This window comes from Streptomyces sp. NPDC002463 (assembly GCF_042889835.1).
Taxonomy (GTDB): Bacteria; Actinomycetota; Actinomycetes; order Streptomycetales; family Streptomycetaceae; genus Streptomyces; species Streptomyces nymphaeiformis.
In genome coordinates, this window is sequence record NZ_JBIARL010000030.1 from 16786 (window position 1) to 40759 (window position 23974).

At 72.0% G+C, this 23974-nt stretch carries 24 protein-coding genes and 1 riboswitch; of the genes, 14 read left to right on the forward strand and 10 right to left on the reverse strand.

Annotated elements, in window-relative coordinates:
* Positions 1 to 125: 125 nt before the first annotated feature.
* A complete protein-coding gene (locus ACFYX3_RS37965) occupies positions 126 to 1010 on the reverse strand; it encodes an NAD(P)-dependent oxidoreductase (protein ID WP_389023960.1) in 885 nt (294 codons plus the stop codon).
* A gap of 101 nt (positions 1011 to 1111) precedes the next feature.
* Between ACFYX3_RS37965 and ACFYX3_RS37970 the strand changes: the two genes are divergently transcribed.
* Complete coding sequence (locus ACFYX3_RS37970; RefSeq protein WP_376592767.1) at positions 1112 to 1459, forward strand: winged helix-turn-helix transcriptional regulator; 348 nt, start codon at positions 1112 to 1114, stop codon at positions 1457 to 1459.
* A gap of 34 nt (positions 1460 to 1493) precedes the next feature.
* A complete protein-coding gene (locus ACFYX3_RS37975; protein ID WP_389023965.1) occupies positions 1494 to 2318 on the forward strand; it encodes a pyrroline-5-carboxylate reductase family protein in 825 nt (274 codons plus the stop codon).
* Between the two features lie 162 nt (positions 2319 to 2480).
* On the opposite strand, the gene ACFYX3_RS37980 is transcribed toward ACFYX3_RS37975, so the two are convergent.
* A complete protein-coding gene (locus tag ACFYX3_RS37980) occupies positions 2481 to 3227 on the reverse strand; it encodes a nucleotidyltransferase domain-containing protein (protein ID WP_389023968.1) in 747 nt (248 codons plus the stop codon).
* A 150-nt stretch (positions 3228 to 3377) separates the two neighbouring features.
* Positions 3378 to 4289 (reverse strand): serine/threonine-protein kinase, encoded by a 912-nt coding sequence (locus ACFYX3_RS37985; protein ID WP_389023971.1) that lies wholly within the window; start codon positions 4287 to 4289, stop codon positions 3378 to 3380.
* 86 nt (positions 4290 to 4375) lie between these two features.
* On the opposite strand from ACFYX3_RS37985, the gene ACFYX3_RS37990 reads away from it, so the two are divergent.
* From ACFYX3_RS37990 to ACFYX3_RS38000, 3 genes are all read left to right on the forward strand, one after another.
* Entirely contained in the window at positions 4376 to 4921 is a 546-nt protein-coding gene (locus ACFYX3_RS37990) for an RNA polymerase sigma factor (RefSeq protein WP_389023974.1), read from the forward strand.
* Positions 4918 to 5772 (forward strand): hypothetical protein, encoded by an 855-nt coding sequence (locus ACFYX3_RS37995; protein WP_389023977.1) that lies wholly within the window; start codon positions 4918 to 4920, stop codon positions 5770 to 5772. The genes ACFYX3_RS37990 and ACFYX3_RS37995 overlap by 4 nt, the downstream gene beginning before the upstream one ends.
* A 95-nt stretch (positions 5773 to 5867) precedes the next feature.
* A complete protein-coding gene (locus tag ACFYX3_RS38000) occupies positions 5868 to 6563 on the forward strand; it encodes a hypothetical protein (RefSeq protein ID WP_389023980.1) in 696 nt (231 codons plus the stop codon).
* Positions 6564 to 6611: 48 nt separating this feature from the next.
* Here ACFYX3_RS38000 and ACFYX3_RS38005 read toward each other — a convergent pair whose 3' ends face one another.
* Entirely contained in the window at positions 6612 to 7967 is a 1356-nt protein-coding gene (locus ACFYX3_RS38005; RefSeq protein WP_389023983.1) for a trehalose-6-phosphate synthase, read from the reverse strand.
* Positions 7968 to 8049: 82 nt separating this feature from the next.
* Entirely contained in the window at positions 8050 to 9018 is a 969-nt protein-coding gene (locus tag ACFYX3_RS38010) for a glucosyl-3-phosphoglycerate synthase (protein WP_389023986.1), read from the reverse strand.
* Positions 9019 to 9167: 149 nt separating this feature from the next.
* Positions 9168 to 9363, forward strand: a riboswitch (SAM riboswitch).
* On the opposite strand from ACFYX3_RS38010, the gene thrC reads away from it, so the two are divergent.
* From thrC to ACFYX3_RS38040, 6 genes are all read left to right on the forward strand, one after another.
* Positions 9357 to 10667 carry a threonine synthase gene (gene thrC, locus ACFYX3_RS38015; RefSeq protein ID WP_389024076.1) on the forward strand — a complete coding sequence of 437 codons (1311 nt, stop codon included), beginning with the start codon at positions 9357 to 9359 and terminating at the stop codon, positions 10665 to 10667. (Overlaps the previous riboswitch by 7 nt.)
* Positions 10668 to 10794: 127 nt before the next feature.
* Positions 10795 to 11073: a MoaD/ThiS family protein gene (locus tag ACFYX3_RS38020; protein ID WP_017238235.1), complete on the forward strand. Its 279-nt coding sequence runs from the start codon at positions 10795 to 10797 to the stop codon at positions 11071 to 11073.
* Between the two features lie 410 nt (positions 11074 to 11483).
* Positions 11484 to 11687 carry a cold-shock protein gene (locus ACFYX3_RS38025; protein WP_015035246.1) on the forward strand — a complete coding sequence of 68 codons (204 nt, stop codon included), beginning with the start codon at positions 11484 to 11486 and terminating at the stop codon, positions 11685 to 11687.
* 320 nt (positions 11688 to 12007) lie between these two features.
* On the forward strand, positions 12008 to 13636 hold the full coding sequence (gene groL / locus ACFYX3_RS38030; protein WP_116159663.1) for a chaperonin GroEL: 1629 nt from the start codon (positions 12008 to 12010) through the stop codon (positions 13634 to 13636).
* A gap of 122 nt (positions 13637 to 13758) precedes the next feature.
* The gene (locus ACFYX3_RS38035) at positions 13759 to 14232 is read left to right on the forward strand and encodes an SRPBCC domain-containing protein (protein WP_376592746.1); all 474 of its coding nucleotides are present in this window, start codon (positions 13759 to 13761) and stop codon (positions 14230 to 14232) included.
* A gap of 229 nt (positions 14233 to 14461) precedes the next feature.
* Entirely contained in the window at positions 14462 to 17689 is a 3228-nt protein-coding gene (locus ACFYX3_RS38040; protein WP_389023993.1) for an FG-GAP-like repeat-containing protein, read from the forward strand.
* Positions 17690 to 17819: 130 nt separating this feature from the next.
* Here the strand turns inward: ACFYX3_RS38040 and ACFYX3_RS38045 are convergent, their stop codons facing one another.
* Positions 17820 to 18545, reverse strand: coding sequence for a transporter substrate-binding domain-containing protein (locus ACFYX3_RS38045; RefSeq protein WP_389023996.1), 726 nt, complete (start codon positions 18543 to 18545; stop codon positions 17820 to 17822).
* Positions 18546 to 18683: 138 nt separating this feature from the next.
* Between ACFYX3_RS38045 and ACFYX3_RS38050 the strand changes: the two genes are divergently transcribed.
* Positions 18684 to 20180: an alpha/beta hydrolase gene (locus tag ACFYX3_RS38050; RefSeq protein WP_389023999.1), complete on the forward strand. Its 1497-nt coding sequence runs from the start codon at positions 18684 to 18686 to the stop codon at positions 20178 to 20180.
* A 15-nt stretch (positions 20181 to 20195) separates the two neighbouring features.
* Here the strand turns inward: ACFYX3_RS38050 and murQ are convergent, their stop codons facing one another.
* Together murQ and ACFYX3_RS38060 are read right to left on the reverse strand one after the other, a co-directional pair.
* A complete protein-coding gene (gene murQ / locus ACFYX3_RS38055; protein WP_389024002.1) occupies positions 20196 to 21116 on the reverse strand; it encodes an N-acetylmuramic acid 6-phosphate etherase in 921 nt (306 codons plus the stop codon).
* Positions 21117 to 21167: 51 nt separating this feature from the next.
* Positions 21168 to 22085, reverse strand: a complete 918-nt coding sequence (locus tag ACFYX3_RS38060) for a MurR/RpiR family transcriptional regulator (RefSeq protein ID WP_376592736.1) — start codon at positions 22083 to 22085, stop codon at positions 21168 to 21170.
* Positions 22086 to 22197: 112 nt separating this feature from the next.
* On the opposite strand from ACFYX3_RS38060, the gene ACFYX3_RS38065 reads away from it, so the two are divergent.
* On the forward strand, positions 22198 to 22554 hold the full coding sequence (locus ACFYX3_RS38065; RefSeq protein ID WP_376592734.1) for a hypothetical protein: 357 nt from the start codon (positions 22198 to 22200) through the stop codon (positions 22552 to 22554).
* 13 nt (positions 22555 to 22567) lie between these two features.
* The gene (locus tag ACFYX3_RS38070) at positions 22568 to 22837 is read left to right on the forward strand and encodes a DUF4031 domain-containing protein (protein WP_389024007.1); all 270 of its coding nucleotides are present in this window, start codon (positions 22568 to 22570) and stop codon (positions 22835 to 22837) included.
* Positions 22838 to 22843: 6 nt separating this feature from the next.
* On the opposite strand, the gene cpt is transcribed toward ACFYX3_RS38070, so the two are convergent.
* Complete coding sequence (cpt, locus tag ACFYX3_RS38075) at positions 22844 to 23377, reverse strand: chloramphenicol phosphotransferase CPT (protein WP_389024010.1); 534 nt, start codon at positions 23375 to 23377, stop codon at positions 22844 to 22846.
* A 19-nt stretch (positions 23378 to 23396) separates the two neighbouring features.
* On the reverse strand, positions 23397 to 23969 hold the full coding sequence (locus ACFYX3_RS38080; RefSeq protein WP_389024013.1) for a dihydrofolate reductase family protein: 573 nt from the start codon (positions 23967 to 23969) through the stop codon (positions 23397 to 23399).
* Positions 23970 to 23974 lie beyond the last annotated feature (5 nt).

The following is a 23974-nucleotide window of genomic DNA, read 5'->3' on the forward strand; positions in this document are numbered from 1 at the left end:
CCTTCCGCTTGCCTCATGCGTCTGATGCGCTTCATGCGCTTCATGGGGAGAAACGGATCGCCTGGGGGAACGATCGCCGCGAGTGTGACACGGGAGGACCCCTCAAGAGGAGGGGTCGTCACCGATTACCGGAGCAGGAGGTCCACGACACCGGTCAGGTCCTCCTCGCCGCTGCCGATGTCGAGGCGGCGGCGCATGAGGTCGAAGTACGGCCGGAGCAACTCCGTGCTGACGCCCTGCCCTTCGGCCGTGGCCAGGAAGGTCGGGGTCCCGGCGACCTGCATGGCGAGGTGGGAGACGACGCCGGTGGTGAGGTCGCCGCTCTTGAGGCGCTCGGCGGTCTGCCGGACGGCAGGCCCGGCCATGGCGGGGATCCACTCCCCGAGCAGCGGGGCGAAGGCCACCGGATCGATGTCCTCCCGCCGGATCAGGGCGAAGGCGTGCGCGACACCCGCGAACATCCCGTACATGGCGCTGAGCAGGGCGATGTCGTGCAGGGCGGCGAACCCGGGGTCCTCGCCGACGTACCGCGTCCCGACGGGAACGGCCAGGACCTCCCGCCGCGCCTCGAAGACCTCCGGCGACCCGCTGTAGAAGACGAACCCGCCGGCCTCGGGAACCCCCACCATCGGCGGTACGGCCATGATCCCGCCGTCCAGACAACGGGCCCCGCGCTCCTCGGCCCAGGCGGCCCGGGCGCGGGCCTGCTCGGGGGTCGTGGTGGTGAGGTCGACCAGGTCCTTGCCGGCGAGGTCGACGCCGTCGAGGGCGGCGCCGACGGCGTCGTCGTCGAGAAGGCAGACCACGACGAGGTCACTCGCCGCGACGGCGCCGGCGGCGCTGTCCGCCACCTCGGCCCCTTCGGCGACGAGCGCCTCGGCGCGGGCGGGGGTGCGGTTCCAGACGGTGAGCGGATGCCCGGCGGCGAGCCAGGCGCGGGCGAGGGCGGTACCCATGGCACCGAGCCCGAGGAGGGAGACGGGGGTCTTGGGAAACGTGTCAGCGGTCATGCCCACAAGGCTGCTCCGGCCTTCTGACCTGCTCAAGTACCCACTTTCGAGTGGGTGGTTACCCTGAGGTGAGTGAACAGCTCAGAGAGGCAGTGGGGCGGATGGCGACGCTGAACCGACCGGGTGCACCCGACGGCCACATCTGCGGCATCGACACCGCGATGGAGGTCATCGGCGGCAAGTGGAAGGTCCTGATCCTCTGGGCGCTCCACGAACAGCCGCACCGCCGCTTCGGCGAACTCCGGCGCCTGATCCCGGGCATCACGGAGAAGGTCCTCGCCTCCCACCTGCGCGAACTGGAGGCGGACGGCATCGTGGACCGCGTCTCGTACGACGAGGTCCCGCCGCGCGTCGAGTACGCGCTCACGAAGGCCGGCGTCCGCCTGAACGAGGCCCTCGAACCGCTCGCGGCGTGGGGGAGGGAGCGGGCGGACTCCGCCGGCTCCTGAAGGGCAGGACCCGGAGCCTGCGATGCTGATCGCCATGAGCAGGCATCGGACGGTTGGCGTGGTGGGTCTCGGCCGTATGGGTCTGACCCTGGCGGTCGGCTTCGGCGCGGCGGTCGAACCCGGCCGGCTGTTCGCGGCGGGGCGGTCCCCGGCCAGTGTCGCGCGGCTCCGGGAAGCCGTGCCCGGTGCGGTGGTCCGGCCACTGGCGGAGCTGCCCCGCCAGGTCGGCCTGATCGTCCTGTGCGTTCGGAACGCGGATCTGCCGGCAGTCCTCGACGAACTGCGGCCCCGGCTCACGGCCCGGCACATCGTCATCACCGTCAACAACGGCCTGCCGCTCCGGACGCTGGCGGAGGCCGTTCCCGGGCCGGTGGCCAAGCTGATCCCGAGCGTCGGCAACGACATCGGGGTCGGCGCGACGCTCCTGGTACCCGGTCCGCGCCTGACGGCGCAGGACACCGAGGACCTGCTCGTCCTGCTCCGGTCCTTCTCGACCCCGTTCGTGATCGAGGAGAGCCAGGGGCGGGCGGCGACCGACCTCGCGTCCTGCGGCCCGGCCCTGGTGGCCGGTGCCGTCCGGGCGATGGTCGACGCACAACAGGAACGCGGCGCCCCGCTGCCGCGGGAGCTGGCGGAGCGACTCGTCGCACAGAGCCTGCACGCCCTCAGCCACCTGGTCGGTCGAGGCGCCCGCCTGGACGACATCGTGAACCGCGTCGCGGTTCCCGGGGGCAACACCGCTGCCGCTCTCGACGCCGCCGAGAACGACCTCGCCGCTGCATGGCGCGCCGCGTTCCAGGCGACGACGGACAGCGAACGGTCAAAACCGGCACCGCAGTTGGGGACGGGGTGGGCGTGACCTCGCCCCTGCGCCACCGGGCACCCGCCTGACGCCTGCCGCCGGTCGTCCTGACGGACGTGTTCCCCGGGAGCAGCCGCGATCGGCGACTTCGTCGGCCCCTCGGTCGTGCGCGCCCTGGTCGCCCCGGAACGGGAACAGTGCCGCTCGGCGGTGCTTCGGTCAGCGCCCGACGCCCGCGGCGACGGAGTCGATGACACCCCGCCACGTCCTGCGATAGCCCTCGCGGAGCGGTCCGCCGACGAGGTCGAGGATGCGGAGGGCCGCGTCGGTCAGCGGCGCCGTCTCGCCCGTCTCGCACAGGTGCCGGTGGGCCCGGAGAAGGGCTCCGCCGTGCTCCGCGTCGGCATCGAGGAGCCGCCTGGGCAGCCACTTGCCGCTGCCCGACCACGCGCGGTGGTGGTCGAGGAGCAGGTCGGCGGAGCCGTTGAGGACGGTGCCCGCCACCGCCAGGCGTTCGAAGGGATCGTCCGCGTCGGCCAGGTCGTCCAGGGCGTCCGTCAGGCCGTACCTCTTGGTCTCGACGGTCTCCGGATCCAGGGCCGGCGGACCGTTGCGGAGGTCGGCCTCGGCCAGGGCCCGGGCCCGCCCGGCCTCCCCGTCGGTGTCGACCAGGACGAGGCCGGTGGCGTACATGCTCTGCAGCACCCCGCGACGCGCGGCGACATCCGCGGCGAAGAGTTCCGCCAGACCGGCTCGGGTGTGGACGAAGAGCTCCACGAGGCGCCCCTCGCACCTGACCGTCTCCCGGCCGGTCTCGCCGCCGTCCCCGGTGAGCACCGCGATGTCCAGGTCACTGCCGGCGGTCGCGCGTCCCGTGGCGGTGGAGCCGGCCAGGATCACGGCGAGCGCGTCGGGAAAACGGCTCCGGACGAGACGTCGAGCCAGGTCGATCGGGTCGGGATGCATGTCCGTCAGCGTTTCATGAGCCCCTGACCGGCGGCGACGGATTTCCCCTCCGGATGTCGCATGGCGATCGACACGAACGCGGAAACCCGTGACCCGGCCGGGTTCCTCTCCAGGACACGACCGCCGGTGCGGACCGGCTCCCTGTCGGGTTCAACGCTGCAGCCAGCTCAGCAGGGTCGTCGCCGTGAACACCGCGCCCGACGCCAGACAGACCGCGCGCGGGGTCGGCCACCCGGGGCCTTCCAGGGGCTGGGACTGCGGGACCGGAGCCAGCAGCGCGTCGGCGAAGGCCTGGGCGGTCGGCGGTCGATCCGCCGGCTCGACGGACATCGCGGCCCGTAGCAGCAGGGCGACGTTCGGTGGAAGCTCCACTCCGGCCGGGAGCGCCGGCAGCGTCGAGGCGGTCGGCTGGTCGGTCATCAGGGCTGTGGCACGCCCGCCCGGGCCGAACGGCTTCTTCCCGGTCAGCAGCTCGTAGGCCATGACGGCCAGCGCGTACACATCGGCCCTCCCGTCGAACCCACCGGTCTGGAAGGCCTGTTCCGGTGCCATGTACGCCGGCGTGCCCGTGGTCACCGTCAGCCCGGACGCGTCGGCCAGTTGCTTCGCGCTGCCCAGATCCGCCACCAGCACCGCGGCGGGCGCGGGGCCGGCGGCGAGCAGCAGGTTGGACGGCTTGACGTCGCGGTGCACCACACCCGCCTCGTGCAGGACCTGGACCGCGTGGCCCGCCTCCGCGGCCAGCCGCAGCGCCTCCTGCGGGTCGCACTGCCCGACCCGGTCCTCCAGGGTGCCGCCGCGTACGTAGTCCATGACGAAGTAGGGCCGGTCCTCCTGCACCCCGACGTCGTGCACGCGGACCACCCGCGGGCTGGCGATCCGGCGCAGCAGCCTCGCCTCCGCCAGGAACCGCTCGCGCACGTCGGCGTTGGCGGCCCAGTTGTCGGCCAGCACCTTCACCGCGACCTCGGTGTCGAGCTCCGGGTCGTAGGCCTTCCAGACCGTCGCGAAGGAGCCGGCTCCGAGCCGCTCCAGGAGGAGGTAACGGCCGAGCTTGCGCATGTGGCAGCATTCTGCCGGAGTCGGGGGGGAGTGGGGAACTCCCGTTCGGCGGGCGGGATGCCAGGCGGGACGAAACGGGGATCAGGGTGTTCGAGGAAGGCGAGCTGGAACGGCTCGTGGCGGCTGCCCAGGCGGGCGACCCGGGGGCGATGGAGTACCTGCTGGCCAAGCTGCGGCCGATGGTGCTGCGCCGCTGCTCGCGCTTCCTGCCCCACCACGCCGACGCGGAGGAGGCCGCGCAGGACGCCCTGCTGTCCATCAGCACGCACCTGGGCGAGTACGGCGGCCACGGCTCCTTCCTGGGCTGGGTGACGGTGATCGCCTCGAACGCCGCCCGGTCCACCTACCGCTCGATGCGCCGACGCGCCGAGGACAGCCACGCCGACCTCCCCGAGTCGGTCGACCCGCGCACCACGAGCGTCATCGCCGGGAGCCGGCTCGACCTGATGGAGGCGTTGGCCGCGCTGGAGCAGCAGCACCCCACCCTGGTGGAGTCCTTCGTGTTGCGCGACCTGGGCGACCTGACCTACGTCCAGGTGGCCGAGCAGGTGGACGCTCCGTTGGGCACGGTCAAGGACCGGATCCACCAGGCCCGCCGCTTCATGCGCGAGCGCCTGGTCACCGGTCCGTGAACGGCGGTCCCGCGAGAGGCGGCGGCCACGCCGTCGTCCGGCCCCGGTCCGCCGTCGCCGCCCTGGTGGCAGCCGCCGCGCTCGGGCTGGTGACCGGCCGATTCGTCCTGCCCTCGCCCCCCGGAGCCGACGCGCACCCGGCAGCGCGGTCGGGTGCCGCGGTCGGCGGGGCATCCCGGGGCGCGTCCGCTCCCGCGACGCCCGGCGTGTCCGCCCGGACGCCCTCGGCCTCGGCCTCCGGCTCCGGTTCCGCCTCGCCGACCGGTGCGACCGGGCCGGTGACGACGGCGAACCTTCTGGGACCCGCGGCGTTCGGCCCGGACGCCGGCATCGGGAAGATCCACGTCACCGACCGGTACGGCGACGGGCATTACGCCAACGCGGCCTGCACCGGGGAGAAGACCCTCACCGAGACCCTGGGCGGGCCCGGTGCCCACTTCCGCGGACTGATGACCAGCCCCCGCACCGACCCGAGCGACCCCACGCTGGCCTTGGACGGCGCCGACCAGGTCGCCCGCGAGGTCGCCGCCGAGGCCCGGAGCCCTTCCCTGGCGCAGAACTTCGCCCAGCGCCTGCTGCTGGAGCAGGTGCCCTGCCAGGAGGAAACGCCAGGGCACTGGGTCTACGGAAGGACCACGACGCTGCGGCTCGCCCCGGACGTCACCGCGAGCTGGATGGGCGCCTACCAGGGATCCCTCAACACCACCGGCACGGCGCCCGAGGGCGAGGAGCCCTGCGGCGGCATCGCCGTGCTGCGCAGCGGCACCCACTACGGGGTGCTGGAGGTCGACGCCTGCCTGGGGACGGCCGCGATGGACCGCGTCGTCAGGACCGCTCTGTCACAGCTGTGAAACAGCCGGTCAGAGCTCCAACTTTCCCTCCTCCGGCGGCATCTCCCCCGGTTGTACGAGGACGCAGCAGGCGTCCCGACCAGCAGGGGGACCAGATGACCGAGAACCAGACCGTCCAGCAGAAGTCCGTTCGCCGCAACCGGGTCGCCGCCGCGGCCTGCTTCGCCGCCGCACTGATCACGGCCACCGTCGTCGGCACCCAGTCGGCCACCGCCGACGGGGCCGCGCACCGCACCGCGGCCGCCGCCCGCCCGGCTGCGGTCGCGGTCGCCGCGCCCGGACTCGGCTCCGCCGACCTCGTCCAGAGCGAGGACTACTTCCGGAAGGGCCTGAACCCGGTCGGCGCGACCGTTGCGCTGACCGGACGCCAGGCGCTGTCCGCGTGCTCCGGCGAGGAGACGATGAGCGACCTGACCCAGGGCAAGGCCACCGCGTACGCGTCCGTGAACTGGACCTTCGACACCGACGGCCTGCTGACCGAGTCGGCCGCGAGCGCCCCCACCAAGACCGCGGCCGCCACCTGGGAGAAGCAGCTCGTCGCGCTCGTCCAGGACTGCCAGGACGAGCCCGCCGGCCACTGGTACTACGGCGCGGCCCACACCCTGACCACCACCGGCGGCACCGCCCACTGGTACCCGGCCCACAACGGCGACGGCACCGTCACCGGCGGGGTCGCGGTCCTGCGCAGCGGCGCCAGGGTCGCCATCGTCGAGCTCACCGGCCGGCCCGGCTACGCCCCGACCTACGTCGAAGGCATCGCCACCGCGGCACTGAACCGCCTCTCCTCCTGAACGGCAGCCCCGCTCCGCCCGCGCCGTCGGGCGGAGCGGGCCACCGGCTCACCGCTCCCGCAGCGCCTCCAGCTGGTCCAGGAACCAGCGCTGCGGGGGGTGCGCCGTGGCCGTCGCCGTCAGGCGTTTCGTGCGGTCCGCGCGTTCCGACGGGGGCATCGTGAGGGCCCTGTGGAGGGCTTCCGCCGTTTCCGAGACGTCGAAGGGGTTCACGACGAGGGCGTCCTCGTGGAGTTCCTCGCACGCCCCCGCCTCCCGGGAGAGGACCAGCGCGCAGCCCGTCTCCGAGACGACCGGTATCTCCTTCGCGACCAGGTTCATGCCGTCGCGCACCGGGTTCACCAGGGCCACGTCCGCGAGGCGGTACGCCGCCAGGGAGCGGGTGAAGTCGTCCTTCACCGAGACCAGGACCGGCTGCCAGTCCGGCGTGCCGAATTCGGTGTTGATCTCCTCGGCCAGGTCGCTCACCGCCGTCGTGTACGACCTGTACGACTCCAGGTCCTGGCGCGAGGGGTACGCCGAGGCCAGGTGGACGACTCTGTTGCGCCATTCGGGGTGCGTGGTGAGGAGTTCTCGGTAGGCCTGGAGGCCTCGCAGGATGTTCTTCGAGAGTTCCGTGCGGTCCACTCGGACGATCGTCCTGCGGTCGCCGGTCTCCGTGCGGAGCTGCGCCAGCTTCTCGTCCACCTCCGGGCGGTACGCCAGCGCCCGCAGTTCCTCGCCGTCCACGCCCAGCGGGTACGCCGCGACCCTCGTGCGTCCCAGGTCGCCCGCGCCCTCCTCGAACGCCCTCGCCCAGGCCCGGGTGTGGAAGCCCAGCCGGTCCGCGCCCAGCATGCCCCGGAGGAGTTCCTCGCGGATGTCGGCCGGGAGCATGCCCAGGTATTCCGGGGACGCCCACGGCGTGTGCGTGAAGTGGGCGATGCGCAGGTCCGGGCGGAGGTCGCGGAGCTGCCCGGGCACCAGCGCCAGGTGGTAGTCCTGCACCAGGACCGCCGCCCCCTCCGCCGCCTCCGCCGCCAGCGCCTCCGCGAAGGCGCGGTTGTACGTGCGGTACGACTCCCAGCGGCGGCGGAACCCCGCGTCGAAGACGGGCTCCCGCGGGATGTCGTACAGATGGTGGTGGAGGAACCACAGCACCGAGTTCGCGATGCCGTTGTACGCGTCGGCGTACACGTCCGGGGCGATGTCCAGCATCCGTACGCCCTGCTCGGCGACACCCCGCCGGACCGCTTCCCTGTCGCCCTCGCCGAGCGCCGCGCACACCCAGAGGCTCTCCCGGGTGTCGATGGTGCTCAGGGCCGAGACCAGGCCGCCGCCGCCCCGTCTGGTGTCGAGCGAGCCGTCCTCGCCGAGCGCGTACGAGACCGGGCCCCGGTTGGATGCCACGAGCACAGTAGCCATGTGGCGAACCTAGCCCGTCCCGTAAACGCTCAAACGTACGTATACGAGACGAGCTGATCCGGCCACCCAGCGTCGTCGGGCGTCACGCCACGCGGCGTTGCGCGTACTCCGCGATCTCGGCCATCGGGGGCCGCTCCTCCGTGTCCACCGCGTACGTCCGCGGTTCGAAGCCCTTCTCGCCCCGTTCGAACTGCGTCAGCCTCGGCCGCACCAGGTGACCCCGCGAGAGCCGCAGCTGTGCCGTCCGGTAGATCGCCGCCGCCATCCGGCCGAGCGCCTGCCCGTCCTGGTGCCGGTGCTTGCGCACGCCGACGTCCACCTGTGCGAGCGCGTCCAGGCCCACCGTGTGCAGGGCGTCCACGAGCAGCCCCAGCTCCACTCCGTAACCGACCGGGAAGGGCAGCCGTTCGAGCAGCGAGCGCCGCGCCGCGTACTCGCCGCCCAGCGGCTGCACGAAACCGGCGAGCAGCGGCCAGTGGAGGTTGAGGAGGGGGCGGGCCACCAGTTCCGTGACCCGGCCGCCTTGACCGGGGGTCTTGCCGGAGGCGATCCCATCGAGTTCGGTGCCGAACGGGCGGTCGTACATCGCCTTCACGAAGTCGACGTCCGGGTCCGTGAGCAGCGGGCCCACGATCCCCGTCACGAAGTCCGCCGAGAAGTCCCGCAGGTCCGCGTCCACGAAGCACACGACGTCCCCGCCCGTCACCATCAGTGAGCGCCACAGGACCTCGCCCTTGCCGGGCAGGGCCGGTATTCGGGGGAGGATCGAGTCCCGCGCGACCACCCGCGCCCCGGCCGCGGCCGCCACCTCCGCCGTACGGTCCGTGGAGCCCGAGTCGATCACCACCAGCTCGTCGACGAGCGGCACCGCCTCCGTCATCAGCTCGCGGCGGATCACGGCGACGATGTCCCCGACCGTCGCCTCCTCGTTCAGCGCCGGCAGGACGACGCTGACCTTCGTGTTCCGCTTGGCGGCGAGGATCCGCTCCAGCGGCCGGTCCGTCACGGACCAGGACCGCCGGTCCAGCCAGCGTTCCACCTCTTCCAGCACGTGATCTCCATCTCGCGGTTCGGACGGCCGGTCCAAGCGTCCGGGCCTTCGGTTACAGTCTTGAACAACGCGGATGCCCGATGCACGTCGGGGTGCCGCCCGCGTCGGAGCGCAGGAACGAAAGTCCACCGCGCTTCACAATCGAATACCGCTCATCCAGAGGGGCAGAGGGAAACGGCCCGTTGAAGCCCCGGCAACCCTCCAGTCGGTTACTCGCCCACCCGTCTCCCGGCCACCACCCCTAGTGGTGTCCTGACGGACGCAGCTTGTTTGCGCGAGGTCCCCGGCTAGGGAAGGTGCCAAATCCGTCTCATGGCGAAAAATTCGTCATGGGAAAGATGAGGAGAAAGGGCCTCGCCTCCATGGCTGTACAGACCGCTACCCCCGCGACCACCGTCGACCTCGGTCCCGCTTCCGGGCTCTCCTGTCGCGAATGCGGTGAAGTCTTCCCGCTCGGACCGATCTTCGCCTGCGAGCTCTGCTTCGGACCGCTCGAAGTCGCCTACGACCTTCCCACCGGTGACCCCGAGGCGCTGCGCAAGCAGATCGAGGCCGGCCCCGCCAACATCTGGCGCTACGCCCCGCTGCTGCCCGTCCCCGCCGACGTCGCCGAGAAGCCGAACCTGAACCCCGGTTGGACCAAGCTCGTCCAGGCCGACAACCTCGCCCGCGAGATCGGTGTCGCCCCCGGCAAGCTGTTCGTCAAGGACGACTCCGGCAACCCGACCCACTCCTTCAAGGACCGGGTCGTCGCCCAGGCCATCGAGGCCGCCCGCGCCTTCGGCTTCACCACCCTCTCCTGCTCCTCCACCGGCAACCTGGCCGGCGCCGTCGGCGCCGCCGCCGCCCGCGCCGGCTTCCGCTCCTGCGTGTTCATCCCGCACGACCTGGAGCAGGGCAAGGTCGTCATGGCCGGTGTCTACGGCGGTGACCTCGTCGCCATCGAGGGCAACTACGACGACGTCAACCGCTTCTGCTCGGAGCTCATCGGCGACCCGCTCGGCGAGGGCTGGGGCTTCGTGAACGTCAACCTCCGTCCGTACTACGGCGAGGGCTCCAAGACGCTCGCGTACGAGATCTGCGAGCAGCTCGGCTGGGTCATCCCCGACCAGCTCGTCATCCCGATCGCCTCCGGCTCCCAGCTCACGAAGATCGACAAGGGTCTCCAGGAGCTCATCAAGCTGGGCCTCGTCGAGGACAAGCCGTACAAGATCTTCGGTGCCCAGGCCGAGGGCTGCTCCCCGGTCTCCGTCGCGTTCAAGGCCGGTCACGACGTCGTCCGGCCGCAGAAGCCGAACACGATCGCCAAGTCCCTCGCCATCGGCAACCCGGCCGACGGCCCGTACGTCCTCGACATCGCCCGCCGGACCGGCGGCGCCGTGGAGGACGTGAACGACGAGCAGGTCGTCGAGGCCATCAAGATCCTCGCCCGCACCGAGGGCATCTTCGCGGAGACCGCGGGCGGCGTGACCGTCGGCGTCACCAGGAAGCTCGTCGAGGCCGGTCTGATCGACCCGGACCTCACCACCGTCGTCCTCAACACGGGCGACGGACTCAAGACCCTGGACGCGGTGGCCGACACCTCTCAGGCGACCGTCACCATCCGCCCGAGCCTGGACGCGTTCCGCGACGCCGGCCTGGCGCTCTGAGCCGGCCCGCCTGAGCCGGTCCGCCGAGGGCCGGTCCGCCGAGGGCCGGTCCACTCGGGGCCGGTCCGCCTGGGCCGTCCCCTCAAGGCCGGTCCGCTTTCCTGGCCCACTGAAAGGTTTCGAAGACATGGCAGTGAACGTCCGCATCCCCACCATCCTCCGCACCTACACGGGCGGTCAGTCCGAGGTCCAGGCCGAGGGCGCGACCCTCGCCGAGGTCATCGCGGACCTGGAGAAGAACCACACGGGCATCGCCGCCCGCGTCCTGGACGACCAGGGCAAGCTGCGCCGCTTCGTCAACGTCTACGTGAACGACGACGACGTGCGCTTCGAGCAGGGCCTGGAGACGGCCACCCCGGCCGGCGCGGGCGTTTCGATCATCCCGGCCGTCGCCGGCGGCTGCTGAGCCGTAACTGAGACCCGCTCAGGCTTACCGGTCAGTACGAATTGCCCCTTCCGCGCGATAAGCGGAAGGGGCAATTCTGCATGGTTGAGCGCGGTAGAGTTGGGGAAGTCCCCTCCGCTGCTCATGCCGAACGCATATGAGAATGCGCCCCCGCACGACAAGAAGCAGCCAAAGTGCGCGCACGTTGTGTACCTTCTGCGCGTTTTGCCGGGCCCGACTTGCCCCGTCATCCTGAGGATTCTCCCCAATTCCCCTTTCCGGGGCGCCCAGAATTCTCGGTCGAATGACCTGTTGCAGAGGGCAGTTGGGCAGATACATTCAGCCGCGGTCGACGCGTTCCGGCGCAGAGGTCTGACCCGGGTCCGCGAAGTGCGGGTCCCGCGCAAGGGCCAGTAATAGGGGAGTTAGGCATGGCTCAGGGCACCGTCAAGTGGTTCAACGCGGAGAAGGGCTACGGCTTCATCGCGGTAGACGGTGGTGCGGATGTTTTCGTCCACTACAGCGCGATCCAGATGGATGGCTACCGCAGCCTCGAAGAAGGCCAGCGGGTCGAGTTCGAGATCTCGCAGGGCCAGAAGGGTCCGCAGGCGGACATGGTCAAGCTCGCCGTCTGAGCGCGGCGCGATCGGCCACCGACGCAACGCCGTCGAGGGGTCCGCATCCCTGAGGGGATGCGGACCCCTCGTGCGTTCCGGGAGCGTCCCGGTCGTCGTCCTGATCCGCCTCCCGAAACGCGAGAGTCGCTTGCACTCTCCTAGGGCGAGTGCTAATCATTGGCGTTAGCACTCGGAAGGTGAGAGTGCTTACGAGGATCGGGCAGACGAGGCCCGCGGCCAGGTGGGGCAAGGAACCACAGGGCACGCAGGCCGTCCGTCGCGGGCGTCGGCGCGGTCCTGGAGCGTTATCCACCCCATGTCCGGGAGGACCACTTCACATGGCCAAGATCATCGCGTTCGACGAGGAGGCCCGGCGCGGTCTCGAGCGCGGCATGAACCAGCTCGCTGACGCCGTCAAGGTCACCCTCGGCCCCAAGGGCCGCAACGTCGTCCTCGAGAAGAAGTGGGGCGCCCCCACGATCACCAACGATGGTGTCTCCATCGCCAAGGAGATCGAGCTCGAGGACCCGTACGAGAAGATCGGCGCCGAGCTGGTCAAGGAAGTCGCCAAGAAGACGGACGACGTCGCCGGCGACGGTACGACCACCGCCACCGTCCTCGCCCAGGCGCTCGTCCGCGAGGGCCTCCGCAACGTCGCCGCGGGTGCCAACCCGATGGCCCTCAAGCGCGGCATCGAGAAGGCCGTCGAGGCCGTCTCCGGCGCCCTGCTCGAGCAGGCGAAGGATGTCGAGACCAAGGAGCAGATCGCTTCCACGGCCTCCATCTCCGCCGCCGACACCCAGATCGGCGAGCTCATCGCCGAGGCCATGGACAAGGTCGGCAAGGAAGGCGTCATCACCGTCGAGGAGTCCCAGACCTTCGGTCTGGAGCTGGAGCTCACCGAGGGCATGCGCTTCGACAAGGGCTACATCTCGGCGTACTTCGCCACCGACATGGAGCGCATGGAGGCGTCGCTCGACGACCCGTACCTCCTGATCGTCAACTCCAAGATCTCCTCCGTGAAGGACCTCCTTCCGCTCCTGGAGAAGGTCATGCAGTCGGGCAAGCCGCTGCTGATCATCGCCGAGGACGTCGAGGGCGAGGCCCTGTCGACCCTGGTCGTCAACAAGATCCGCGGCACCTTCAAGTCCGTCGCCGTCAAGGCCCCGGGCTTCGGCGACCGCCGCAAGGCCATGCTGAACGACATCGCCATCCTCACGGGCGGCACGGTCATCTCCGAGGAGGTCGGCCTCAAGCTCGAGAACGCGGGCCTGGACCTGCTGGGCCGCGCCCGCAAGGTCGTCATCACCAAGGACGAGACCACCATCGTCGACGGTGCCGGTGACAGCGAGCAGGTCGCCGGTCGCGTGAACCAGATCCGCGCCGAGATCGAGAACTCCGACTCGGACTACGACCGCGAGAAGCTCCAGGAGCGCCTCGCGAAGCTGGCCGGCGGCGTGGCCGTCATCAAGGCCGGTGCCGCGACCGAGGTCGAGCTCAAGGAGCGCAAGCACCGCATCGAGGACGCCGTTCGCAACGCGAAGGCGGCCGTCGAGGAGGGCATCGTCGCCGGCGGTGGCGTGGCCCTGCTCCAGGCCTCCAACGTCTTCGAGAAGCTCGAGGCGGACCTGACGGGCGACGAGGCCACCGGTGCCAACATCGTCAAGCTGGCCCTCGAGGCCCCGCTGAAGCAGATCGCCGTCAACGCCGGCCTCGAGGGCGGCGTCGTGGCGGAGAAGGTCCGCAACCTGCCCGTCGGCCACGGCCTGAACGCCGCGACCAACGAGTACGTCGACCTCATCGCCGAGGGCATCATCGACCCGGCGAAGGTCACGCGCTCCGCGCTGCAGAACGCCGCGTCGATCGCCGCGCTGTTCCTCACCACCGAGGCCGTCATCGCCGACAAGCCGGAGAAGGCCGCTGCGCCGGCCGGCGGCGGCATGCCGGGCGGTGACATGGACTTCTGATCCCGAGGGATCGGCAGTTCATCGCTGAACGCGAACGAGGGCGGCACCCCCTGGTGGGGGTGCCGCCCTCGGGCGTTCGGCGGATGCTGGAAGGGGCGAGGCGTACGGAAGGGGTCGTCGTCATGGTCACCCTCCTCACGACACCGGCCGACCGCGAGCTCGTCGTCACCCGCACCTTCGAGGCCCCGCCGGCCCGCGTCTGGGAGGCCTGGACGCGGCCCGAGCACGTACGGGAGTGGTACGGGGCGGCCGGGCTGACCATCTTCGTCGTCGACATGGACCTGCGGGCGGGCGGTGCCTGGCGCTGGGGCCAGACCGGGCCGGACGGCCAGGAGATCGTCTTCTCCGGGACGTACGAGGACGTGGTCCCGGCGGAGCGGCTCGACTACACGGAGGTCTTCGAGCAGATGCCGGACGCCGAGCCGGTCCGCGTGACCCTCACCTTCGACGCGACCCCCGACGGCGGCACGGCCCTGACCAGCACGTCCTTCTGGCCGTCGAACGAGATCAGGGACCAGGCACTGGCGGCGGGCATGGAGGCGGGGGTGCGGGAGCAGTACGACCGGCTGGCTGCGCACCTGGCGGGGATGGGCTGAGAGCGGGGCGGCGAGCAGGGGGCGGGCACCCTCAGGTCCGGGACGGAGTACTTCCGGCAGGCGCCGGGCGGTCTCTCCCGTCGACGTCCGGAAGAGAAGTTGAACAGGTTCGAAATTACCTCCCCGCGGAGGCCGGGCTCTGTTAGGGTCGGCCTGCTCGCGCGGGGGACGAGAGGCGTGACCACGAGGCCCCTTCCCCGCGCCGTATGCCCTGGGGAGGGACTTCCACGTGATCAACCCGTTGTCCGGACGGCCGCGCCGGCGTGCGCTCGGCCGCATCGCACTCACCGTCACCCTCGCGGTGACGGCCGGTGTCGGCGCCACCGCGGGGGCGGTGGCGGCCGACGCGCCCGTGACGACGGCCGGCGAAGCCGTCGTCGTCAGCCCGGGCGCGCGCTTCGTGCCCCGCGCCACCATCGTCCTGAACGCCGGCGAGACCGGCTTCCTCACCGCGCAGGAGGGCGACGACCGGCTCCGCTGGATCGACTACGCGACCGGCGCGACGACCGTCCTCGACCACCGGCTGCCGAAGCCGCTCTCGTACGACGTCGACGAGTTCCGATTCACCGAATACCCGGCGGACTTCGGGCACGGCTCCGACACCGTGGCCGTCTACGCGGACAGCCCGACCCCGCACGTGACGCTCCAGCAGCGGGCCGGTGGGGGCGAGACGGTCACGGTCCCGATCCCGGAGGGCCAGACGTACGTCGCGACGTACGGCGACACCGTCATCACGCGGACCGGCACCGAGAGCGCCGTCACCGGTCTGCACCTTCTGCACCCGTCCGGCGGCGGTGTCCAGGACCAGCTGCTGGAGGGCCTGCCCGAGGGCTGGAACCTCTCCGTCAGCGAGGGAGACGCGCGGTCGATCGCCGTCCGCGGCATCAAGTGGGTGGACTCCACGATGAGCCAGGGGTGGTGGGTCGTCGACCTGGCGACCGGGAAGATCAAGACGCTCTCCACCCGGGGCGAGAGCGTGTCGTTCGACAAGGACACCGTCTTCCACTACGGCGCCCCGTCCGGCAGTGACGCCCAGGTGTACCGCCGCGACGACCTGGACGCGGAACCGGCCACCCTCGACATGCGGGACATCGCCTCCTACGACGACGTCGTCCGGCGCTTCGGCGACTCCTTCGTCACCGTGACCCCGCCCAGCCCCGGCAACGACGGCGGGTACCGGGGCAACCACCTCGTCCTGCGCGATGCCACGGGGAGCTGGAAGTCCCTGCTGGCCGTGGCCTCCCCGGCCGTGCACCGCACGCCCGACGGCTCGCTCCTGGTGGCCGGTGCGGAGCAGAACACCACCTACGGAGCCCTCGACTGGGGGTACTACCTCTTCACCGAGGCCGCCGACGGCACGGTCACCCGCAAGCGGGTCGCGGACATCGCGGACATGGAGGCCAGGCCCGCCGGGATCTCCCTCGGCAGCGGCATCCTCACCACGGCCGACGACTCCCACATCTACAACCCCTACACCTCCATCGGCGGCTACCGGAGCACCTGGCTGAAGACCTCCGGGCGGCCCGAGGAGCTGCGCTCGACGGTCGACGGCACCACGAACGGCCGGGACGACGACTGCGGAAACCACGACGGCACCTACTGCGTCTCCATGTTCGCGAGCGGCGACGGCCACCACGGCCGCAAGGCGGGCACCGAGCAGGACGTGACCATGCTCTACCGGAACGGGTCCGCCGCCTGGGGCCCCCGGCTGTCGACCGGTCTCGGCAGCCCGCAGCTCGTCGACCTCTCCGGTCGGTTCGGCGTCGTGAACCAGAGCTGGGACGGCGGCCAGGCCGTCGTCGAGTTCCGCGGCACCGACTCCGGCGCCGTGCTCCAGCAGCGCACGCCGGTCGCCTCGGCCGTCTGGGGCAACACGCTGTGGAGCGCCCTCGGCCGCTCGGACGGCAGCGGCAGCGTGTCGACCACCGTGGTCGCCAAGACCCTTCCGTCCGGGACCGCCACCGTGCGGTCCTTCGACGCGGGCTGCGTCCCCGGCCGGCTCCAGGCCGTGGGCCGCCTGGTGTACTGGAAGTGCACGAACTTCTGGGGCGACGACTTCAAGGGCGCGGGCCTGTACGACCAGGCCAACGGGCGCACCCTGCGCCTCGGCAAGGACGACGTCCTCCTCGGCGACGGCTACTTCGTCTCCCGCTCGGACGCCGACGGCCTCACGCTCTACGACGTCCACAACGGCCTCCCGGCGAGCGGAAACGCCGCCGACGCCCCGCACCGCGTCGTCGCCGGCCCCGCCGACCTCGGCAGGAACACCACCCCCCGGGCCGGCTGGACCGTCGACCGCTTCGGCGGTCACGTCGCCTACACCGGTGACGACCGCCGCGTGCGGATCGTCCCGTCCGGCGTCCCGACGTCCCGGATCGCCGTCATCGACGCGGACGCGGCGGCCGGAGTGAACCTGAGGACGGGCACCTGGAAGCCCCGCTGGTGGCTCTCCAAGCCCGCCGCCTCCTGGTCGCTGACGCTGAAGCACAAGGCGACCGGCAAGGTCGTCCGCACCCTGACCGGGGGCGAGGCGCGCGGCATCGTCACCCCCGTCTGGGACGGCAAGGACGCGGCGGGACGCCTCGCCGTGAACGGCGCCTACACCTGGACGCTGACCGCGAAGGCCGCCGACGGCGTCCAGGCGGACCTGTCCTCGTCCGGGACGGTGTCCGTGTCCGGCGGCGCCGCCGTCTGGCGGGACCTCGCCGGGGACGACGGCTTCGGGGACCTGCTGGTGATGGACACGACCGGGCTCGTGTCGATGTACCGGGGGAACGGTACGGGGGCGCTGTCGGCGCGGATCGCCGGGACGGGGGCGAAGTTCGCGACGTCATCGGTGTTCGTGCCGGTGGGCGACCTGGACGGCGACCGGTGCGCCGACGTCTACGCGCGCGTGGGCGACCAGCTGCGGGCGTACCGGCCCGGCTGCGGGAAGGTGGTCTCGGCCTCCTCCCCGTACACGCTGGTCGGCTCGGGCTGGGGACAGTACGACGTGATCACGTCCTCCGGCGACGTGAACGGCGACGGGTACGCGGACCTGGTGGTCCGTCAGGCGTCCACCGGTGACATGTACTTCTACGGCGGCACGGCCGACCACCGTCTGAAGACCCGGGTGCGGATCGGCACGAACTGGAAGCTGTACAAGAAGATCACCGGCGCCGGTGACCTGAACGGCGACGGGCGGGGCGACCTCCTCGGCGTGGACGCCTCGGGTGTGCTGTGGCGGTACTACGGCACCGCGACCGGCGGCGTCGCCGCGCGCGCGAACGTCGGCGGCGGCTGGGGCGCGTACTCCTCGCTCGTCGGTGTCGGCGACCTGTCCGGTGACGGGCGGGCCGACCTCCTGGCCCGCGACACCGCCGGGAAGCTGTGGCGCTACAGCGGCACCGGGACCGGTCTCTACGGGACCCGGGTGGCCGTCGGCAGCGGATGGGGCGTCTTCAAGGGGCTGTACTGACCTGTATCTGATCCCGGGGGCCCGGCCGCGCACGTGCGGCCGGGCCCCCGGGCGTTCCGGGCGTGAATTCCGGCTGTGCCGACGGCTGTTCGGGGGAGGCGGCTCGAAGGGCTCCCCCGGCCCCGCCTGGTCACGCCCCCGGCGCCACCAGCCCCTCCTCCTGCCCGGAGCGGCGCAGCGACTCCGCGACGAAGCCGTTCGTCTTCAGTTCCTCGATCGTGGCGCGGAGGAAGGCGACCGTCTCGGGGCGGCGGCCGATCGTCGTCCCGACGGCCTGTCGGATCTCCATGAAGCGGCCCTCGATCAGACGGACCTCGGGGTGCGCGGCGGCGTACGCCGTGAGCGGCTGGCGGATGCCCGCGCCCGCCTCCAGGTCCTGGTCCCGGAACGTGTCGACGCCTTCCTCTCCCCGTACCACGGTCGCGTGCACGAGGTTCCTCGACAGGAACAGGTCGTACGCGGAGCCCTTCTTGACCCCGATCCGGACGCCCGGCGCGTCCACCTCGTCCACCGTCGTGAGCGCCGAGCCGCGCGGCACGGCGTACACGCCCTCGATGACGACGTACGGCGCGGTGAACGCGACCTCCGTCTCGCGCGCCGGGTCCACGGCGAGGAAGCAGAGGTCGGCGCGGCCGTCCGCCATCGCGTCGAAGGACTTGCGCGCCGCGTCGAAGCAGAGCAGCTCGACGCCGACGCCGAGCCGGGCGGCGATCTCCCGCGCCAGGTCCACGGTGATCCCGGCCGGCGCCTCGGGCGTGCCCTGTGCGAGTACCGGGTTTCCGAGGTTGATGGAGGCCCGGAGGACGCCGGTGGGGGCGAGGTCGGTGACGAGGGCGGGGCTCGGTGTCGTGGTCATGGGCGGAGTCTAGGCGGGGGACCTGGGGGTTCACGGGGCCGTGTGGCAACCGCCCCCGGGCGTCGGGGGGTTGGCCCCACCACCGAACCGCCCGCCTGCCGGATGGGGCCCGGTCGTCCCGTCCGCGAGGCTGTGCGCATGACAACGAATCGTGGACGCAAGGCCCTGATGCTCGCTCTCTCCGTCGCCGCCGTCGCCGGGGCCGGACTCGTCGGGGGCGGGGCCGCTCCCGCCGCCGCGGCGACGCTGAACTGGGGCGACTGCGACCCCGCCGTGAAGCCGCTGCCCGGGCAGCAGTGCGCCACGCTCTCCGTGCCCCTCGACTACGGCGACCCCGACGGCGAGCAGATCGGGCTCGCCGTCGCCCGGCTGCGCAGCACCCGGCCCGAGGCGCGGCGCGGGACGCTCATGGTGATCCCGGGCGGTCCGGGGAGCTCCGGTGTGCAGCGGCTCGGGCAGAAGGGGGCCGCGCTGTCGAAGGAGATGAACGGCGCGTACGACCTGGTGGCCTTCGACCCGCGCGGGGTCGGCGGCTCCGCTAAGGCCCGGTGCGGCTTCGCCGAGGACGACCGGCGCCTGGTGACGCTGCGGTCCTGGCCCGCCGCCGACGGCGGCATCGGCGAGAACGTGGCCCGGTCGCGACGGATGGCCGAGGCCTGCGCCCGGAACGGTGGTGCCATGCTGCGCGGGCTGACCACGGCCAATCAGGTGCGGGACCTCGACCGGCTGCGGCAGGCGCTCGGTGAGCGGAAGCTGTCCGCGTGGAGCGTGTCGTACGGGACGTACGTGGCCGCCGTGTACGCCCAGAAGTTCCCCGGGCGCACCGACCGCTGGGTCCTCGACAGCAGCTCCGACCCCGACCCGAAGCGCGTCGCCCGCGGCTGGCTCGCGGGCATGGCGCGCGGCGCCGAGGACCGTTTCCCCGACTTCGCGGCCTGGGCGGCCGACCCGGAGCGGGACGAGGACGGGCTGCGTCTCGCCGAGCGGCCCGAGGACGTGCGGCCGCTGTTCCTCGACCTCGCCGCCCGGCTCGACCGGGAGCCGCGCGCCTCGACGACCCCCGGCGCCCCGCTGACCGGCACGGTGCTGCGGCAGGCGCTCCAGCAGGCCCTGTATTCCGACGCGGCCTTCCCGGCCTTCGCCCGTCTGATGTCCCAGGCCCTCGACCCGGCGGGCGTGCCCGTGCTTCCGCCCGAGCTGTCCGGGCCGATGCCCGACGAGGCGGCGACCGTCAGCGTGGGCGTGATCTGCAACGACGTGGACTGGCCCGCCTCCGTCCCGGCGTACGAGCGCGCCGTCGCCGCCGAGCGGGTCCGCTACCCGCTGACGGCGGGCATGCCGGCGAACATCACGCCGTGTGCCTTCTGGAAGGGCGGCGCGGTGGAGAAGCCGACCCGGATCACCGACCGGGGACCGTCGAACGTCCTCATGATCCAGAACCTGCGCGACCCGTCCACCCCGCACTCCGTCGGGATGAGGATGCGGGAGGCCTTCGGCGACCGGGCGCGCCTCGTCTCGGTCGACAAGGGCGGCCACGGGGTCTACCTCGGCAACGGCAACGCGTGCGGCGACCGGGCTGTGACCCGCTTCCTGACCGAGGGCGTGCGGCCTGCGGAGGACGTCCTCTGCCGGTGACGACGGTGAGGGTGCCTACGCGTGGAGCGCCGTGCGAAGGCGGCCCTCCGAGGCCACAAGGCGTGAGGCGGCCGTGGGGGCGTCGATGTCGGCGAGGATCATCAGGATCGCGGTCTTCACCTCCCCGTCGGCGGCGGCGAGCGCGGTCTCGATCTGCTCGTCCGGCGCGCCGGTGGCCAGGGCGACGATCCGCCGCGAGCGGGCCTGGAGCTTGTCGTTGGAGGCGCGGACGTCGACCATCAGGTTCCCGTACGTCTTGCCGAGCCGGATCATCGTGATCGTCGAGATCATGTTGAGGACCAGCTTCTGCGCCGTGCCCGCCTTCAACCGGGTGGATCCGGTGAGGAGTTCGGGGCCGGTGACGACCTCGATGCCGTGCTCGGCGGCGGCGGCGAGCGCGCTGTCCTCGTTGCAGGAGATGCCGATGGTCAGCGCGCCGTGGGCGCGGGCGTGTGCGACGGCGCCCACGGCGTACGGGGTGCGACCGGAGGCGGAGATGCCGACGACGGTGTCGTCGGTGGTGAGCCCGAGGGCGTCCAGGTCGGCTGCGGCGAGTTCGCGCGAGTCCTCGGCGCCCTCGACGGCCTTGATCATGGCGGAGGGGCCGCCCGCGATGAGGCCGAGGACCTGCGAGGGGTCGGTGTTGAAGGTGGGCGGGCACTCGCTGGCGTCGAGGACGCCGAGGCGGCCCGCGGTGCCGGCGCCCATGTAGATCAGCCGTCCGCCGCGGGACATCCGCTCGGCGGTGGCGTCGATCGCGGCGGCGATCGCGGGGAGCTGCCGGGCGACGGCCTCGGGGACGGTCCGGTCCTCGCCGTTCATGGTGCGGGCGATGTCCAGGGTGGGGAGCCGGTCGATCTCGGCGAGCTCGGGGCGGAAGGCCTCGGTGGTGAGGGTGGCGAGCTGGGCGCGGAGTTCGGAGTACGAGGTGGGCACGGGGGCTCTTTCGGTACGGCGGCGTCGTCGGCGCCGGTGAGCGAGTGAGGGTCAGCGGGTGCGGGGCGAGTGGCGGTGGGCGAGGGCCTCGTAGGAGGCGGCGAGGGCCGGGGCCGCCGTCTCGTACGTGCGCTGCGTGACGCAGGTGAACAGGCAGTCGACGACCAGGAGTTGGCTGGTGCGGGACGACATGGCCGCGGGTCTCAGTTCGCTCTCGCGGGCGGTGGAGGTGGTGAGGACGTGGTCGGCGTACTGGGTGACGGGGCCGTCCGGGCGGCCGGTGACGGCGACCGTGGTGGCGCCGTGGTCGAAGGCCACGCGCAGGGGTTCTATGACGTCGCCGGTGGAGCCGGAGTGGGTGATGGCGATGGCGACGTCGCCGGAGCGGAGCTGCACGGCGTTGGTGACGGCGAGGTGCGGGTCGCTGTGGGCGTGGGCGATGAGGCCGATCCGGAGCAGCTTCTGGCCGAGGTCCTGGGCGACGAGGCCGGAGGCGCCGATGCCGTAGATGTCGATGCGGCGGGCGGTGGCGAGGGCGGCGACGGCGGCGCCGAGCTGGACGGTGTCGAGGCCGGCGGCGGTGTCGGCGAGGGTCTGCTGCTCGTCGTAGGCCAGCTTGGCGACGACGTCGGCGATGGGATCGTCGACGGCGATGTCGGCGGTGACGGCCGGGGCGCGGCCGGACTGCTGCTGGGCGGCCAGGCCGGCGAGGGCGAGGCGCAGGTCGCGGTAGCCGGGGTAGCCGAGGAGCCGGGCGGTGCGGACGACGGTCGCCTCGCTGGTGCCGGTGAGCTCGGCGAGGCCGGTGACCGTGAGGGCGGCGCAGCCGGCCGGGTCTCCGGCGACGGCCTCGGCGACCCGCTGCATGGAGCGGGTCATGGACGGCGCGAGGGTCCGCACCTTGGCCGCGAGCGCGGCGGGGGCGGGGGGCGCGTCGCTGATGAAACTTTCCTTCACGTCATTGGTCACGTGTGAAAGATACTTTCGGGCGGATGGGGGCGACAAGACCCCGTCGGCCCTCTTCGGTGCCGGATCCGGAGGGGACCTTCGCCCTTTCCCCCGCTCGGGTGACAATGAGTCCATGGACGACATCGACCCCGTGGAGCAGGCGCTGCACACCGCCCGCGCGCTGGTGCTGGCCGACCTGGTGGCCCGGGAGGTGGCCGCCGCAGAGGTCGTGTCGATGGTGGAGGACGCGGTGACCCACCGCCGCTGGTGGGTGGAGCAGTGGCCCGAGGGGGTGTCGTACGTCGCCGGGCTCGTCGCCCAGGACGTGCAGGACGCCCTGCTCGAACAGTACGGACGCTGGCCGCTCTGCCCGGTCTGCGCCTCGGGCGACCCGCACGCCCTCGACGTCGAGCCGGAGCTCGGCCCCGACCCGCACTGGGTCTGCGGCAAGCAGGGCGTGGTGGTGGCCCCGGTGGGCGGCCTGACGTGACGGGAGTGACGGCGTGAGCCTCTACATCGACCCGCCGACCTGGCCGGGTCACGGCCGCATGTGGTCGCACCTGGTCAGCGACGCCTCCTTCGAGGAGCTGCACGCCTTCGCCGCGTCGATCGGCGCGCCGCCGCGCGCCTTCGAGCGGGACCACTACGACATCCCGTCGGACCGGTACGCGGACGCGGTGGCGGCGGGCGCGATCGAGGTCGGCTCGAAGGAGCTGCTCGGCCACCTCACCCGGGCGGGCCTGCGCCGTCCGAAGGGCCGCCCGGTCGCCTGAGGCGCGTCAGCCCACCCGGGCCGCGATCGCGCGGGCGCATTCCAGGGATTCGGTGCGGGTCGTGTCGACCTCGACGTCGTACGTCACGCCCTCGTGCACCATCAGGGCCTGCTGTGCGGCCATTCCGGTGGTCCGGTCCCCGCGGGCGATCTCCCGGCCTTCGGCGACCGTGCTCTCGCACCGGACGCCGACCCACAGCACGGGCAGGTCGCCGAGGGCCTCGCGCCAGCGCTGCTGAGAGGCGGCGCCGCCGAGGAAGACGTCGTCGACGACGATCCTCGCGCCTGCTCGGGCCATCGCCACGAGCCCGCCGGCCCAGGCCGCCTCGAGGGCCCGGAAGCCGTCGCCGACGCTGACGCCGCCGTCGGCGGCGAAGGCGATCCCGGCGTCGTCGTCCTGCATCTTCGCGGGCAGGGCGTCGACGAAGGAGTCGACGCCGAACGCCAGCCAGGGGTCCGGCAGCACGGCCTGCAGGCACCGCACGATGCCGGACTTCCCCGAGCTGGAACCACCGTTGAGGATGATCATCCGTGTCGTCACGGGCGTCACCCTAGGCGGGTCAGCGGACGACGTCGAACACGTTCTTCTGCAGGCCGTTGGCGTAGGCCTCGTGCTCGACGAGCTTCAGCTTCTGCGTGTCCTTGTCGGTGGTGCTGAAGAGACGCTTGCCCGCGCCGAGCAGGAGCGGGAAGACGAGCAGGTGGTAGCGGTCGATCAGGCCCGCGTCCGACAGGGCCTGGTTCAGGGACGCGCTGCCGTGGACGATGATCGGGCCGCCCTCGGTCTCCTTCAGGGCGGCGACCTCGTCGATGGAGCGCAGGATCGTCGTCTCGCCCCAGTTGTCGACGAGGTCGTCCTCGGTGAGCGTCGTGGAGACGACGTACTTCGGCATGACCTTGTAGTCCGCGAATTCCTCCATGTCGGGCCACACGGCGCTGAACGCCTCGTAGCTGGTCCGGCCCATGAGCATCGCGGCCGCTTCCTTCTGCTCGCGGCCCTTGATCTCGAACGCCTCGGGGACGAACTCGACGTCCTTGAAGGTCCATCCGGAGTTCCGGTAGCCGGGCTCGCCGCCCGGGGCCTCCACGACGCCGTCGAGCGAGATGAAGGCGGTGCTGATCAGGGTGCGCATGGTCG

Bases quoted from the DNA above. Each gene is read 5' to 3' on its own strand.
- ACFYX3_RS37965 (WP_389023960.1), bottom strand. From the start codon at position 1,010: ATGACCGCTGACACGTTTCCCAAGACCCCCGTCTCCCTCCTCGGGCTC.
- ACFYX3_RS37970 (WP_376592767.1), top strand. From the start codon at position 1,112: ATGGCGACGCTGAACCGACCGGGTGCACCCGACGGCCACATCTGCGGC.
- ACFYX3_RS37975 (WP_389023965.1), top strand. From the start codon at position 1,494: ATGAGCAGGCATCGGACGGTTGGCGTGGTGGGTCTCGGCCGTATGGGT.
- ACFYX3_RS37980 (WP_389023968.1), bottom strand. From the start codon at position 3,227: ATGCATCCCGACCCGATCGACCTGGCTCGACGTCTCGTCCGGAGCCGT.
- ACFYX3_RS37985 (WP_389023971.1), bottom strand. From the start codon at position 4,289: ATGCGCAAGCTCGGCCGTTACCTCCTCCTGGAGCGGCTCGGAGCCGGC.
- ACFYX3_RS38000 (WP_389023980.1), top strand. From the start codon at position 5,868: ATGACCGAGAACCAGACCGTCCAGCAGAAGTCCGTTCGCCGCAACCGG.
- ACFYX3_RS38005 (WP_389023983.1), bottom strand. From the start codon at position 7,967: ATGGCTACTGTGCTCGTGGCATCCAACCGGGGCCCGGTCTCGTACGCG.
- thrC (WP_389024076.1), top strand. From the start codon at position 9,357: ATGAGGAGAAAGGGCCTCGCCTCCATGGCTGTACAGACCGCTACCCCC.
- ACFYX3_RS38020 (WP_017238235.1), top strand. From the start codon at position 10,795: ATGGCAGTGAACGTCCGCATCCCCACCATCCTCCGCACCTACACGGGC.
- ACFYX3_RS38025 (WP_015035246.1), top strand. From the start codon at position 11,484: ATGGCTCAGGGCACCGTCAAGTGGTTCAACGCGGAGAAGGGCTACGGC.
- groL (WP_116159663.1), top strand. From the start codon at position 12,008: ATGGCCAAGATCATCGCGTTCGACGAGGAGGCCCGGCGCGGTCTCGAG.
- ACFYX3_RS38035 (WP_376592746.1), top strand. From the start codon at position 13,759: ATGGTCACCCTCCTCACGACACCGGCCGACCGCGAGCTCGTCGTCACC.
- ACFYX3_RS38045 (WP_389023996.1), bottom strand. From the start codon at position 18,545: ATGACCACGACACCGAGCCCCGCCCTCGTCACCGACCTCGCCCCCACC.
- ACFYX3_RS38050 (WP_389023999.1), top strand. From the start codon at position 18,684: ATGACAACGAATCGTGGACGCAAGGCCCTGATGCTCGCTCTCTCCGTC.
- ACFYX3_RS38065 (WP_376592734.1), top strand. From the start codon at position 22,198: ATGGACGACATCGACCCCGTGGAGCAGGCGCTGCACACCGCCCGCGCG.
- ACFYX3_RS38080 (WP_389024013.1), bottom strand. From the start codon at position 23,969: ATGCGCACCCTGATCAGCACCGCCTTCATCTCGCTCGACGGCGTCGTG.